General features: G+C 59.7%; 9 protein-coding genes and 1 other RNA gene. 3 read left to right on the top strand and 7 right to left on the bottom strand.

The annotated features are described in order from the left end of the window. The first annotated feature begins 226 nt into the window (after window positions 1-226). Window positions 227-2,650, top strand: a complete 2,424-nt coding sequence (locus tag ROI90_RS14185; protein WP_315999013.1) for a thiamine pyrophosphate-dependent enzyme — start codon at window positions 227-229, stop codon at window positions 2,648-2,650. Between the two features lie 91 nt (window positions 2,651-2,741). On the opposite strand, the gene ROI90_RS14180 is transcribed toward ROI90_RS14185, so the two are convergent. Beyond that, window positions 2,742-3,317, bottom strand: a complete 576-nt coding sequence (locus tag ROI90_RS14180) for a hypothetical protein (RefSeq protein ID WP_315999012.1) — start codon at window positions 3,315-3,317, stop codon at window positions 2,742-2,744. A gap of 117 nt (window positions 3,318-3,434) precedes the next feature. Between ROI90_RS14180 and ROI90_RS14175 the strand changes: the two genes are divergently transcribed. Both ROI90_RS14175 and ROI90_RS14170 read left to right on the top strand, forming a co-directional pair. After that, window positions 3,435-4,436, top strand: coding sequence for an acyl-CoA synthetase family protein (locus tag ROI90_RS14175; protein WP_315999011.1), 1,002 nt, complete (start codon window positions 3,435-3,437; stop codon window positions 4,434-4,436). 210 nt (window positions 4,437-4,646) lie between these two features. Beyond that, complete coding sequence (locus tag ROI90_RS14170) at window positions 4,647-6,986, top strand: heavy metal translocating P-type ATPase (RefSeq protein WP_315999010.1); 2,340 nt, start codon at window positions 4,647-4,649, stop codon at window positions 6,984-6,986. Between the two features lie 63 nt (window positions 6,987-7,049). On the opposite strand, the gene ROI90_RS14165 is transcribed toward ROI90_RS14170, so the two are convergent. The 6 genes from ROI90_RS14165 to ROI90_RS14140 all read right to left on the bottom strand — a co-directional run bounded on the left by ROI90_RS14165 (window position 7,050) and on the right by ROI90_RS14140 (window position 14,769). Beyond that, on the bottom strand, window positions 7,050-7,553 hold the full coding sequence (locus ROI90_RS14165; RefSeq protein ID WP_315999009.1) for a DUF421 domain-containing protein: 504 nt from the start codon (window positions 7,551-7,553) through the stop codon (window positions 7,050-7,052). 101 nt (window positions 7,554-7,654) lie between these two features. After that, entirely contained in the window at window positions 7,655-8,833 is a 1,179-nt protein-coding gene (locus ROI90_RS14160) for a sigma-54-dependent transcriptional regulator (RefSeq protein WP_315999008.1), read from the bottom strand. Between the two features lie 212 nt (window positions 8,834-9,045). Then, on the bottom strand, window positions 9,046-11,682 hold the full coding sequence (locus ROI90_RS14155) for a membrane or secreted protein (RefSeq protein WP_315999007.1): 2,637 nt from the start codon (window positions 11,680-11,682) through the stop codon (window positions 9,046-9,048). 276 nt (window positions 11,683-11,958) lie between these two features. Next, window positions 11,959-12,439: RNase P RNA component class A (rnpB, locus tag ROI90_RS14150), an RNA gene on the bottom strand. Window positions 12,440-12,466: 27 nt separating this feature from the next. Then, window positions 12,467-12,847 (bottom strand): hypothetical protein, encoded by a 381-nt coding sequence (locus ROI90_RS14145; RefSeq protein WP_315999006.1) that lies wholly within the window; start codon window positions 12,845-12,847, stop codon window positions 12,467-12,469. A 59-nt stretch (window positions 12,848-12,906) separates the two neighbouring features. Next, entirely contained in the window at window positions 12,907-14,769 is a 1,863-nt protein-coding gene (locus ROI90_RS14140; protein ID WP_315999005.1) for a M1 family metallopeptidase, read from the bottom strand. Window positions 14,770-14,941 lie beyond the last annotated feature (172 nt).

The raw sequence follows: 14,941 nt of genomic DNA, 5'->3' as shown, positions 1-14,941 counted from the left end.
CCTGCGAAGGACCTTAGCACGATACGTTTTTACCGGACGATGTTGTTCATCTGCGGTAAGGTCCTTCGCAGGCTCAGGATGACAGACGGGCTAGTTCTGCTACTCCCAAAGATAGCCACAAACCGGCTACCACCGCATCGGCGGCAAATCCGTACTTTTGGGGGCCTGTATCCCGCCGGGCTTTTTCCTCCCACCCACTTTTTGCCCTAACACCCGCCTTTCGTTTATGTCCACTGCCGAAACCGCCGCCGACGTGCAGACCAGCGTCGCCTCCCTCAGCAAAGAAGACCTGCTCCGCGACTACCGCCTGGGCTGGGAAAGCCGCCACGCCTCCCTGGCGGGCCGTAAGGAAGTATTCATGGGCAAGGCCAAGTTCGGCATCTTCGGGGATGGCAAGGAGGTGCCCCAGCTGGCCATGGCCCGCGCTTTCCGGGCCGGCGACTGGCGCGCGGGCTACTACCGCGACCAGACGTTTATGCTAGCCATCGGGGAGCTGACGCTGCAACAGTATTTCGCCCAGCTCTACGCCCACGCCGATGTGGAGGCCGAGCCCAGCACCGCCGGCCGCGCCATGAACGGTCACTTCGGTACCCGCCACCTCGATGAGGACGGCAACTACCGCAACCTGGCCGAAAGCAAAAACTCCTCGGCCGATATTTCGCCTACCGGGGGCCAGATGCCCCGATTGGTGGGCTTGGCCTACGCCTCTAAACTGTTCCGCCAGAACCCCGAGCTGCATCAGTTTTCGCAGTTTTCGGTGAATGGCAACGAGGTAGCCTTCGGTACCATCGGCAACGCCAGCACTTCGGAAGGCATGTTCTTCGAGGCCATCAACGCGGCCGGCGTGCTCCAGATTCCGATGCTGGTGAGCGTGTGGGATGACCACTACGGCATTTCGGTACCTGCCGAGTACCAGACGACCAAGCAGAACATCAGCGAGATTCTGAAAGGCTTCCAGCGCGAAGGCGAGGGCCAGGACGGTTTCGAGATTTTCCGGGTGCGCGGCTGGGACTACCCCGCCCTCATCGATACCTACCAGCGCGCCACCGAGGTATGCCGCACCCAGCACGTACCCGTACTGATTCACGTGCAGGAAGTTACCCAGCCCCAGGGCCACAGCACCAGCGGCTCCCACGAGCGGTACAAGAGCAAGGACCGCCTGAGCTGGGAAGAGGAGCACGACTGCCTGCGCAAGCTGCGCGAGTGGCTGCTGGTGGAAGGCCACGCCTCGGAGCAGGAGCTCGACCAGATTGAAGCCGAAGCCAAAGAAACCGTGAAGCAGGCGCGCACTGCCGCCTGGAACGAGTTTTTTAACCCCATCAAGCAGGAAGCCGCTGAGGTGGTGGAGCTGCTGAACCGATTGGTGAAGGACAACGGGGCCGAAAATCAGCTTCATGAGCTGGTAGAATCTCTGGCTCACAACCCGGCCCCCATCCGCGCCGATTTGGTGCGTACCGTGCGCCGCGCCCTGCGCCAGGTGCGCGGGCAGCGCAGCGGAGCCCGCCGTGAGCTGCAGAACTGGCTGGAGCAGGCCCTGGCCGAAAATGCCGACCGGTACAACTCCTACCTGTTCAGCCAGAGTGAGGAAGCCATTGGCAACATCGAAGAAGTGAAAGCCGTGTTTGCCGCCGATGCCCCGCAAGTGGACGGCCGCGAGGTGCTGCAGGCCTGCTTCGACGCCAACTTCCAGCGCGACCCGCGCATTTTTGCCATTGGCGAGGACGTGGGCCGCATCGGCGACGTGAACCAGGCCTTTGCCGGCCTGCAGGAAAAGTTCGGGGAGCTGCGCGTGACCGATACCGGTATCCGGGAGTGCACCATTGTGGGGCAGGGCATTGGCGCGGCCATGCGCGGCCTGCGCCCCATCACCGAAATCCAGTACCTCGATTACCTGCTGTACGCCATCCAGATTCTTTCTGACGACGTGGCTTGCCTGCAGTACCGCACCAAGGGTGGCCAGAAGGCTCCGCTGATTGTGCGCACCCGCGGCCACCGCCTCGAAGGCATCTGGCACTCGGGCTCGCCCATTCAGATGATTCTGGGCTCCATCCGGGGCATGCACCTGTGCGTGCCGCGCAACATGACGCAGGCCGCCGGCTTCTACAACACCCTGCTGCGCTCCGATGAGCCGGCCATTGTGATTGAGTGCCTGAACGGCTACCGCCTCAAGGAGCGGATTCCGCAGAACGTGGGCGAGTTCACGCTGCCCCTGGGCCAGCCCGAAACCCTGAAAAAAGGCGACGACCTGACCATTGTGACCTATGGCTCCATGTGCCGCATTGTGCTGGACGCCGCCAAGCAGCTGGAGGAAGTAGGCATCAAAGTGGAAGTCATCGACGTGCAGACCCTGCTGCCCTTCGATGTGGACCACGTAATTGCCGACTCGCTGCAGCGCACCAACCGCGTACTGTTTGCCGATGAGGACGTGCCCGGCGGCGCTACTGCCTTTATGATGCAGCAGGTGCTGGACGAGCAGCAAGCCTACCGCTTCCTCGACTCGCAGCCGCGCTGCTTGGCCGCCCAGCCTCACCGCCCGCCCTACGGTTCCGACGGTGACTACTTCAGCAAGCCTAACGTGGAGGACGTATTCGACGCCGTGTACGAAATCATGCAGGAAGCCGACCCCAAGCGGTTCCCCGCCATTTACTAACGAAAATTAAAGTCCGGTTTTACACGACGAAGCGGCACGCCTGAAAAGTTTTTTCAAACGTGCCGCTTCGTCGTGTAGGGCTGAGACTGCTCTACTCTATTCTGACAGGATCAGTGAAAATTTCGTTACTGGTACGTAGTGCACGGTCTCGGATGCTGATTCGGTAGCGGATAACAGTGCCGGTTTGTATTTCTGGAGGGGAGCCTTTAAATACTACCAGACCGTATGAAATGGAACCTTTCAACGGGGCAGCTCTATCGCCTTGCTCTTCTGGAGTAAGACGGGGGTAACGACCATTTAAGCCTATGCTGTCATTGGGATTGATGTAATCCTTAAAGACCCCGTTTTTCTCTATTTGTAGCTTACACAAATAGTTGTAGGCATCAAAGTTTATCTTAGGAGTCTTCCCTGCCTGACGACGATAGTAGTTAAACGGAGGTAACGTGTCTGCCTGTCTCAACCCCAGATCACCGTCACCATCTTTATAATTTATATTAATCGTAACCGTATCATACAAGCCAAATCTATTGTCTAAACGCTGCTTGGAGATGCTCTTAAACTCGATTTCTGGAGTGTTGGGATAATCAGGCGGATTAATACAGGATCCAATGGCCAGACCACTTACGGCTAGCAAACAAACTAAACGAAGCGTACGAAGTGTGAACATACAGTGCCAGAAAAATCAGCCGGGCTACTCAGCCCCATCAGCCGGGAAGGTACAACATCTGAACGAACGAAGCGCAGGCCGCATTGTTCTACTTTCCGCTAACCCTTGCTGCCCCGAATGAGTTTCCGCGAAGACCACTTGCGCCAGTTGCCGCACCTCACGCCCGAAACGGCCCCCGCGGCGGCGCTGGCCCTGTTCCGCTACCAAGCCGAGCACTGCCGCCCCTATGCCGACTACCTGGCGGCGCTGGGCTGCCAACCCGAACAGGTGCAGCGGCTGGAGGATATTCCGTTTCTGCCCATCGAGTTCTTTAAAACCCAGGACGTGCGCACCGATGCCGCCGACTGGGAGCCGCAGGAAACCTTCCTGAGCAGCGGCACCACCCGCCAGAGCCGCAGCCAGCACCAGGTGCGCGACCCGCTGCTCTACCGTCAGCACGCCGCCCGCATCTTCGAGCAGTATTACGGCCCCCTTTCGGGCTGGACGGTGCTGGCGCTGCTGCCGTCGTATCTGGAACAGGGCAACTCCTCGTTGGTGGCTATGGTGGAGCATTTCGCCCAGGTATCGGGTCAGTGGGAGCCAGCTTTTTTCCTGCACGACCACGCGGCGCTGGTGGCGGCCCTGGCCCAGGCCAAGCAGGATACGAGCCGGAAAGTACTGCTGCTAGGAGTGAGCTACGCCCTGCTCGATTTTGCTGCCGCCTACCCCGGCCGGCCGGAGCTGCAGGGACTCACGGTGCTGGAAACCGGGGGCATGAAGGGCCGCCGCCGCGAAATGATTCGGGAGGAGCTGCACGCGGAGCTACAGGTAGCTTTCGGGCCAGCGGGCATTCACTCGGAGTATGGCATGACGGAACTGCTGGGCCAGGCCTACAGCTTCGGCGACGGCCGGTTTCACGCCCCGCCCCAACTGCGGGTGCTCTTGCGCGACCCTTCCGACCCGTTTTCAGTATCGGCAACCCGCGCCGACGGAGCTATCAATGTCATCGACTTAGCCAACGTGGACAGCTGCGCCTTCATCGAAACCAAGGACCTAGCCCGTCTGCACCCGGATGGCTCCTTCGAAGTGCTAGGCCGTCTCGATAACTCTGACGTGCGCGGCTGCAACCAGATGGTGTAAGTCCGCTGTTTATGCCGGATAACGCGGGCAACATCAGGTGAGTGAATCCAGGTGCCCGCTCCCTGCTCCTGAAGTTGCCCGCAATGTCGTTAGCCTGCTCACGCAAATGTTGTACCCGCAGGCGGCGAATTCTGCACATCCATTCGGGACTCTAGGTGGTTATTTAGCGGAAGGGTTGGACGTCAACTCGATAAGCTATTTTTTCTGCTCATGCACTCCTCTGATTCCCCACAAATACCTCCGGCAAGTGCGGAGCCCGCCGGTTCACTGGCGGCAACTGCTGAAGCCACGCATACCGATATTCTGATTATTGAAGGCATGACCTGTGCCTCCTGCTCCAACTTTGTGGAGCGGGCCCTCAGCCGCACGCCCGGCGTGCAACGCGCTACCGTAAACCTGGCTTCCGAAAAGGCTACCATCGACTACTTGCCCTCCCAAATTGACCGCTCCGGGCTGAAAGCAGCGGTGGAGCAGGCCGGGTATACGGTGCATGAGCCGGTAACGCCTCTCGTGGCCAGTGCGCCGCTAGCCAAGGATGAGGAGCTGGAGGAGCGCAAGGCCCAGGCCTACGCCCATCTGCGGCGGCGGTTTCAGGTGGCGGTGGGGCTGGCTCTGGTAATTATGCCGCTGAGTATGCTCATGCTCTGGCCCAGCCTACTGAGCCGGATTTCTACCCCGCTGCTCAACTACGGCCTGCTGCTGCTCACGCTGCCAGTGTTGCTCTACAGTGGGCGGGAGTTTTACGTGGCCGCCTGGAAAAACCTGCGCCACGGCACCGCCAGCATGGATACCCTCATTGCTGTGGGCACCGGCGCGGCCTTTCTGTACAGTTTGGCCGCCACGGTAGCCCCTCATTTCTTTATGCGGCAGGGTCTTATGCCGGAGGTGTACTATGATACTACGGCTACCATTATTGCCCTGATCCTGCTGGGAAAGGTGCTGGAAAGCCGGGCCAAGCAACAAACGTCGGCCGCCATTAAAGCCCTTATGGGCCTGCAGGCCAAAACAGCCCGCGTACTGCGTAATGGGCAGGAAGTAGATGTACCTATTGAACAAGTGCAGTTGGGCGACGAAGTACTGGTGCGCCCCGGCGAGAAAGTAGCCACCGATGGCGTTATCCTCAGCGGGCAGTCTAGCCTGGATGAAGCCATGCTGACCGGGGAAAGCCTGCCGGTAGAAAAACGGGCCGGAGACGTGGTATTCGGGGCCACGCTTAATAAAACCGGCGCTTTCCGCTTCCGGGTAACCAAGGTGGGCGCCGATACCGTACTGGCCCAGATTGTGCGGTTGGTAGAGGAAGCCCAAGGCAGCCGGGCACCCATTCAGCGCCTGGCCGATAAGATAAGCGCCGTATTTGTGCCCGTGGTTATTGTCATTGCCATCAGCACGTTTGCCGCGTGGTTTGCGCTGGCTGAGCCGGGGCAGCGGCTGCCCCTGGCCCTGATTAATTTTGTGGCGGTACTGATTATTGCCTGCCCTTGCGCGCTTGGTTTGGCTACGCCCACGGCCATTATGGTGGGTACTGGCCGGGGTGCCGAGCAGGGCGTACTTATCCGCAACGCTGAGGCGCTGGAAAATGCCTACCAGGTGAATACCATACTGCTGGATAAAACCGGCACCATTACGCGCGGAGAGCCTGCCGTGACAGATTTTGTAAAGGAAGTCGGACAAGTAGAAGCGGAGTTGCTGGCCTTGCTGGTGGCGCTGGAGCGGCAAAGTGAGCACCCGCTGGCAGAAGCCGTGGTGCGCTACGCTGAACCAACCAAGGTTAGCGCGCTGCCAGTAACCGATTTTCGGGCCTACGAAGGCCGGGGCGCGGGCGCTACGGTGGCGGGCCGCGCAGTTCTGATCGGTAACCTGCGCCTGCTCACGGAACAGGCAATCCACCTAAGCCCGGAGTTGCAGCAGGCCGCTAACCAGTTGCTGACGGAGGCCAAAACGGTGCTCTATGCCGCCGTGGATGGAGAACTGGTGGCGGTGTTCGGTGTGGCCGATACTGTACGGGAAACCTCAGCGGCGGCCATCCAGCGTCTGCAGCAACAAGGGCTGGAAGTGGTGATGATGACCGGCGACAACGCGCAAACTGCCGCGCGCGTTGCGGGGCAGGTGGGCATCAGCCGGTTTTTTGCCGACGTGTTGCCCCAGGATAAGGCCGGTAAAGTGAAGGAGCTGCAGGCCGAAGGGCGGGTGGTAGCTATGGTCGGCGACGGTATCAACGATGCGCCCGCTCTGGCCAAGGCCGATGTCGGAATTGCCATGGGCTCGGGCACAGATGTGGCTATGGCCGCCGCCGACATCACCCTGATGCGCTCCGACTTGCAGGGAGTGGTAACGGCCATTGGCCTCTCGCGCCAAACCATGCGCACCATCCGTCAAAATCTGTTTTTTGCCTTTGTCTACAACACGTTGGGTATTCCGGTGGCGGCCGGCTTGCTCTACCCGCTCACCGGCTGGCTGCTTTCCCCCATGTTGGCCGCCGGGGCAATGGCCCTCAGCTCTGTTTCGGTGCTGCTAAATTCCCTGCGGCTGCGCACGTATCATATCAAATAGCGACTAGTCATTGCCGTTTTCTGCTCATCTAAGGTTGCCCGCCGGGTGTTGTTAGGGCCGCATCTACTTGGGCTTTTTGATTACGCTAATGGTTCCATCGTGCTCCAGGCGAACTTTCTCCAGGTTGCTCAGCTCGTCAGTATTGGCTGCTGCCCGGACGCCGGCCCGGAGCTCCGCCTCACTCACGCTGGCCTTGCGCAACTCGTGCTGATGAATGGTGCTTCCCTCGGCCAGTACAGAATCGGTGCCCTTCACAATCCGGCGCAGAGCAGGCGAGAAATACAGGGCGTAAGCCAGTATCCGGTGCACGCACACCAGTGCGGCGGCGGCAACAAACGTAATGCCCATCGGAGCATCGGCAATGATGACACGGCTAAGCAAGGCGCCAAACATAAATTTGACCACCATATCCAGGGCACTGTTGCCGCCAAACGTGCGCCGGCCCGACAGCCGCAGCAGGATCAGGGCAACCGAGAATACCAGCACTGTCCGGGCACAGGTTTGCCCAACGGTAATTGTCTCAGCCGTGGCCTGCATGCCCAGCAGTTCATCGAAAAAGGAAGTCATACAGAGCAGGAGCGGAAAGTAGGTAAACAAAACCCCGAACAGCTAGGCTGCCCGGGGCTTCTACTACGCAAACCAAACCTCTGCGGCTGGTTTTGCCAAGCTTACTTACCCGCAAAGGCGCGGGCGTCTGCCTCCATAATGGTGTCCTCACTCATAATCACCAGCCGCTCTACCACGTTGCGCAGCTCCCGAATATTGCCGCGCCAGTCGAGGCTTTGCAGGTATTTGAGGGCGGCAGCATCTACCTTTTTGGGCTTGTTGCCGTACTCCTGGGCAATATCCTTGAGAAACTTTTCAATGAGAGCCGGAATATCGTCGCGCCGGTCGTTGAGGGCCGGCACTTGAATAAGGATAACGGACAGGCGGTGGTACAAGTCCTCGCGGAAGTTCTTGTCGGCAATTTCCTGTAGTAGGTCTTTATTGGTGGCGGCCAGCACGCGTACGTTCACTGAAATTTCCTTTTCGCCGCCCACCCGGGTAATCTTGTTTTCCTGCAGGGCCCGCAGCACCTTCGCCTGAGCCGAGAGGCTCATATCCCCAATTTCGTCCAAAAACAGGGTGCCGCCATCGGCCTGCTCAAACTTGCCGATGCGCTGCTTTACCGCCGAAGTGAACGAGCCTTTTTCGTGCCCGAACAGCTCCGACTCAATCAGCTCGGAGGGAATAGCGGCGCAGTTTACTTCTACCAGTGGCCCATTGCTACGGTTGCTGAGCTCATGTAGCTGCCGGGCTACCATTTCCTTGCCGGCTCCATTAGGGCCAGTGATAAGCACGCGGGCATCGGTAGGAGCCACCTTTTCAATGGCCTTGCGCACCACTGACAGCGCCTCCGAGTCGCCAATCATTTCCGAGTTTTTGGCTAGCTTCTTTTTAAGCGTCTTGTTCTCGGTGCTGAGTTTGGTAGTTTCGGTGGCTAGCTTGCTGTGGTCGAGGGCGTTGCGCACGGTTACCAGCAGGCGGTTCAGGTCTGGGGGCTTCTGCAGGAAATCGTAAGCGCCTTTTTTAGTGGCATCCACGGCCGTCTCCACGTTGCCGTGGGCCGATACCATGATAAACGTGGCGCCGGGGGCCAGAATGCGGGCCCGCTCCAGCACCTCAATGCCATCCATCTTGGGCATTTTCACGTCGCAGAGCACCACGTCATACTTGTCGCGGATGAGCATATCGAGGCCGGTGGGGCCGTCCTCCGCCTGATCTACCTGGTAGCTTTCGTATTCGAGGATTTCCTTCAGCGTGTGCCGAATGGCTTTTTCGTCGTCGATAATGAGAATGCGGGGCATAGAAAAAACAAAAGTGAAGGCCGCGAAAGGTACAAAACGTGCCGCCGAGTTGCCGGGTTGGGTGCAGCCCGGCCGGTTCGGCGGCTGGGAGCCGTGGGGCCGGTTTCCGTTAGCTGACGTTGTTACGGTATCGGGCACGCGTCGTTGTTCAGGCGCCGTTGTTCTTGCGGCAACCGGCCCGACGGCTTCCAGCCGCCGGACCGGCCGGGCTGCTACCGCAGCTCCACCGACTCAATATCCAGGTACGGCCGCTCCGTGGCACCGGAAGCCGCTGCCGGGCCAAGCAGAATCTGTAGTACTTCAGTCTGGGCCAAAGGCAGAGCCGGGCCAGCACTGCCGGGAGCATTCATCGGCAGAAAGCTGGGGTACGGGCGCGGCAGCAGCACCTGCTGCGCCGGCCGAAACGCCGCCAGCGGCACCCGGATTTCCTGCATATCGGCTCCTACGGCTACTTCCGTTGAATAAGCTGCCGCGTCTCGGGTGGTGAGCACGAGGCGAACGGGGCCGGCCGCGCCGCCTTGCCGGGCGCGCAGCACTAGCTCCCGAAAGTTGCCGGCCTCACTGGCCCGCACGGCCAGCCGGTCACCGAAGTAGGCCCGCAGAAACGCCACCGGCGCGGCTGGGTCGAAGAAGGCGGGTTGGCTGGCGGGCTTGGGAGCTTGGAGCAGCCGCAGGGCCAGGTGGCCGGTGTTGGTGGTTACGTAATCCGTCCAGCCGGAGCCGTTGACGCCGCCGGTTTCCACCCGCTGCTGGTCGTGGGCCGCCTCAAACAAGGGCAGCGGGGCTCCGGCCGGCACGATGGGCGCTTCCCAGTGGTCCTGGGGGGCGTAGTCCCAGTCGCGGGGGCTGCCGGCAAAGCCGCCGGGGAAGGTGGTGGTTTGCTGGTTATGCTTCACTACCACCCAGTAGCGTAGCAGGCCCGGGTAGAGCAGCTCGGCGGGTACGGTGGCTTCGGCGGTGGTGAGGGTAGGGCGGCGCATCGGAATCGTGCGCGTTTGCCCGTAGAAATGCTGGGCAATCAGCAGCACCGAATCGGTTGGTTCGGCCCCGGCAATGGTAGCGCGCAGGACTGTCGGCTGCCCGGCGGGCAGCTGGGCCGGAGCTGTGTGCATCACCTGCGTGGGTAGCGCCGTGGCTGCCGGGGCCACGAACTCGCCCAGTTTGATGGCACCCAACTGGGTTTGCGCGGTGTAAGCGGTGGTGCTTTTGCCCCGGGCCGCTACTATGTACACGCCCGGCCGTAGCGCCACCGTGCCGCCGTTGGCCTGAGCCTGGAAGGCGTTGCCTTCGTTCAGGCCGCGTACCGCGAAATCAGTGCCCAAACCCGGCAGCGCAAGGCGTAGGGGCTGGGTGTTCCACGCAATGCGCGTGACGGTCTGGCGCAAAGATGTTTTGGCGAATGGGTCACGCAGCTGAATGGCGTCGGGCATCACCTCCAGCCGCCACACACCGGGAGCCAGCTGGTCGAGGAAGTAAGCTCCGGTACCTTCGTATGAAACAACTGGTGAAGAGCCGGTGCCGGCTACGTGGCGCAAAGCGGCTGGTTTGCGCGGGACGGTAGAAGTGCTGCTGGTGTAGTAGAATTCCTCGGGCGTGTTCAGCTCACTCAGGCCGTTGCGGTAGCTCACCCGGAAGTTTCCGAATGCGGAATCCTGGGGGTAAGCCCGGAACTGCTGGTTGCGCTTCACTTGCCGGAACACCTTGCCCGCAATCAGCAAGCTGATGGCTTTGGCGGGGGTGTAGGCCAGGTTGAGGTAGTGCGTCTGGTACTCGGTGTTGGCGTAGGCCAGGGCCAGCGGGTCGTAGGCGAATTGGGTGGCCCATTGAAAGCCGGCACTGCGGAAGCTGCGGGCCATTAGCGGGTACATCACCGGCTGCAGAATATCGGCCGACTCAAACTCGTACACCAGCCGGGGCTTGCCGGCGAAGCGCGGGTCCCGGGCGTACGGAATCGGGTACTGCTGCACCAGCGGCAGCAGGTTGCCGCGCAGCGTATGCCCATTCACCAGCGCCGAGGGGTACCACTGAAATGTGAAGCCCTGCACCGGGCTGCTCAGAATGGCATTGGCCACGGCCGGGCTTTCGGCCAAGTTGTAGAAGATAGGCTTCTTATAGCCGGCGGCCCTCATGGCCGCCACCATCCGCTGCACAAACTCGCTTACTTCAGCTTCCGGCTGGCGGTAATGGGGCTCGTTGCACACCTCGTAGGCAATGATGTCGGGGTCCTCGCGGTTGAGCAGCCCGGTGTACTGGTTGCGGTGGTTGAGGAATTGCCGCAGGTAGTTTTCCTGGGCCCGGATGGCGCGCGGGTTGTTGTAGGCGCGGCCCTTGGGGTAAATAGCCGAGAAGCCGGTCTGGGCAGTGTCGGGCTCGGGGTAGCCGTTGCCCCAATAGGCTATGGGCGTCAGCATCGTTTTGATACCGCGCTGCTTTAGCCGCTGCAACAGGTAATCGAGCAGGCGCAGGTGCTCATTCTCCAGCACGTTGCCCAGCGTATCCGTAATTTCCACGTCCCAGACGTGCACCCGGAACGCATCAATGCCCAGCCGGGAAAGGTGATACACGTCCCGGTCGATGCCCTGCTCAGGCGTGACGCCCAGGCGGCGGTGGGCCCGGTAGGAGTGAGCGAAGGGGGTGGTATAGTTCACCCCAAACAGCGCCACTTCCTGTTTCGTGCCCTGCCAGCGCAGCACCCCGGCCGCATCCACGTACACGTCGGCGGCTTTGGGCGGGGCTTTCTGGGCGAAGGTGGGAAGAGAAATCAGCAGGGGCAGCAGCCAGCCGAAACCAGCCAGAACCAACGACCAACGGCGGGAAAGTATGGGTACTACACGTATCAATTCAGACATTATGCAAACGTTTGTGTATGCGAAATAACACTATTTAACCCGATTTGAGGGATATTATAATTAGGGCTAGTTCCCCTCCTTGGAAAGGAGGGGCTAGGGGTGGCTGATGCTGCCAGAACAGGTTTTAGAGCTAGTTCTAATCATCGTTCAGGAATAATCAACCACCCCTAACCCCTCCTTTCCAAGGAGGGGAACTAGCCCTAATTATTGCCCGCAACCTACGATATCCAGTAACCGAAACGGCCGCCGCACCCGAAGATGCGGCGGCCGTTTGAAGACGGTGATGAGTCTGTAAGCCGGGTTTTGTCCGCCCGCCCGAAAGCACGCGGCCCCACCATTTATCTAGGCCCGAACTTGCGCGCGGGCTCCATCAACCTACCCGCCAGCGCCGGACGAGCCGCCCGGTGCGCCCCCGAAGGGCCACGTACTGGCTTATTTGGTCTTTCAACCCCTGAGGTTTACCCAGCCGGACTGGTCACCCAGCCGCTGGTGCGCTCTTACCGCACCTTTTCACCCTTACCAAAGGTGATTGAGTGAATGAGTGGTTGAGTGAGTTATTCGTTTCGCTTGCGCAGAACAAATAATGCTTCACTCATTCGCTCACTTACTCATCCACCGCTTGGCGGTAGTTTTCTGTGGCACTGGCTGTCCTGAGAAGCTTTACGCCGCCCAGTCCTTCCCGTTAGGAAGCAGGGTGCTCTGCGTTGCCCGGACTTTCCTCGTCGCCTTGCAGCGCCGCGGTGGGGCGACCCATCACTGGGGGTAAAGGTACGTTAAATCAAATTCATGAAATGTGCATGAACAAGTGTGGCGCTTCATTTCTAGTCTCTTCAAGCTCTTCTAGAAGCTGCTGATACAAAATTTCTATATCTGCAAGTGGTTCTTGTTGCGAGAACGTATGCACTAAATCTGAGAAGTAATCATGACAAAAGAAGTTTTTGTCATAGTCTCCTTCCGCCTGAGGTGAACTCGGATTGGAAGAATACTGGCTTGAATTGTCCTTAGGAAACCCCATCAGATCTAAAGCTAATTCAAGAGGATTCTCATTATCATAAGCATGAACCTCAATATTTGCTCTATTGAAAGCTTCCCATTTATGCCAACGCAAAACATCATACATCAGTAGTTCCTTGACAACATTCTTTATAGTTAGTTCTGTAGTCATGTGGGAAGACAGTTAGTTGTTAAAGTACTTAAGCAAGCTACAGTTTTTAAACACAGGCCTTACTTCCCCTCCCACACGTTGTCCTTCGGGTAGCTGTCGGGCACGAGGGTGGCACCCAGCTTCAGCTGCTTCACGGCTTTGGTGGTGGGCAGGGGCACGGTTACGGTTTTCGCGCCCTGTTCCCACACGCCGATGGTGCGGTGCAGCTTCTCGGTGGAGTTGTCCTGGTAGGTTACGGTGAGGTCCACGGGAACGGGCTTGGTGCCTTTGGCTTCTACTACGATATCGTAGCCGCTGGCGGTTTTGCTCACGTTTTGGATGGCCAAGTCGGGGTAGCCGCCGTCGAAGAACCAGCGCTGCCAGAACCAGTTGAGGTTGCGGCCGGCCCCGGCGTTCATCGAGTTGAAGAAGTCGTAGGGCATGGGGTGCTTGCCGTTCCACTGGCGGATGTAGGTGTGCAGGGCCTTCGTGAACAGCTCGTCGCCCAGCAAATCCTTCACGTAGAGGTAGCCCAGGCCCGGCTTGGGGTAGGAGTTGAGGAAGAAGGGCGTGCCCGTCTGCTGGGTGCTGAGCGTGACGATGGGCAGGTCCACCTCGGTATCGGCGGCGGCGGCGTAGGGGGCAATGCCGTAGTCATCGTCCAGCTTGGGGTCAATCATGCCCGAAATCAGCCATTCGCCGATGGTTGCCCAGCCCTCATCCATCCAGCCGTACTTGGTTTCGTTGATGCCCATGTAGAACGGGAACATCGTGTGGAAAATCTCGTGGTCGGTGAGCGTAATGGCGTCCTCGCGGGTGCTGGTGGGGTTGTCGTTCACCATCATCGGGTACTCCATCTGGTCCAGCCCGTCGAAGATGGTTTCGTGGGCGTAGGGGAAGGGCCATTTGGGGAAGGTGTAGCTCATGGCCTCCACCGTTTTGCGGGCAAAGTGCACCACCTCCTCGTAGTCCTTGTGCTCGGGGTTGTACACGGCATCCACGCGGGTGCGGCGCTTGGTAGCGGGGTCCACCACTAGGCTGCTGGCCTGCCACACGTAGTGGTTGGTGGTGGCAAAGGCGAAGTCCGTCACGTTTTTGGCCTCGAAGTGCCAGGTATTCTGAGCGGCGGGGGCCGTCAGATCCTTGGCTTTGAGGTCGGCGGCAGTGATGATACTCGTAATTCCGTCCTTGGTTTCGGCTTCGCGCAGGCGCTGGGCGTACTTTTTGCCTAATACTTTGTCGGCGTTGGTCAGGTCGCCGGTGGCCCACACCACGAAGTTGCGGGGCACGGTGATGTCGGCCGAGAAGTTGGCGAAGTCGTTGTAGAACTCCTGGCTGCCGAGGTAGGGGTGGCGGTTCCAGCCGTCAATATCGTCGTACACGGCCACGCGGGGGAAGAAGTAGGCCACGAAATCGGCCCCCGGTTCCACCTCGCCGGTACGCATATGGGAGCCCTTATTGAGGGCGTAACTGTACGTAACCGAAATCTGGGCTGTTTGCCGGGCCCCGATGGCCCGGCGCAGCGGTACCGTCAGGTTAGTGAAATCGGCCTTGAGTTTGGCCACGTCCAGGGGCTGGCCGTTGATGGTCAGCTTCTCCAGCTTCATGCCTTCGCCCACGTCCTCGGGGCTCATGCCGCTGGCCCGGGGGGCACCTTTCTTGTAGAGGTTGGGATAGAGCTTGAACCACAGCTGCCGCAGCGAGTCGGGGCTCTGGTTGTGGTAAGTAATATCGGCCGTGCCCTTCACCAGCCGCGTGGTGGGGTCAAAATTGACTTTGAGCTTGTAATCCGCCGAGTTCTGCCAGTAGTTAGGCCCGGGCTGGCCGGTTGCTGAGCGGGTACCTTTGGCGTAGGTCGCCTGCAGGTTGCGCGGTATGGGCAGTTGCTGAGCGGCCAGCAATAAGGGGAGGAGAGAAGCGGCGAGAAGCGCGGGGAATTTCATAAAGCGAACTGGTTTCAGCCGCAAAGTAACCAGATGCCGGCGGAGGGTTGCGGCGAGTAGGAGGAATAGCCTAGTTGACGTCCACCCGTAATTTCCCACTCCTTATTATATCCGGATACTGTCGTATACTATCATAGACGGGTGTACCTCGAAAAGGATTGACCAACTGCTG

Origin of the sequence: Hymenobacter endophyticus (assembly GCF_032464715.1) — a bacterium.
GTDB lineage: Bacteria > Bacteroidota > Bacteroidia > Cytophagales > Hymenobacteraceae > Hymenobacter > Hymenobacter endophyticus.
This window is presented reverse-complemented; position numbering and strand designations above follow the sequence as displayed.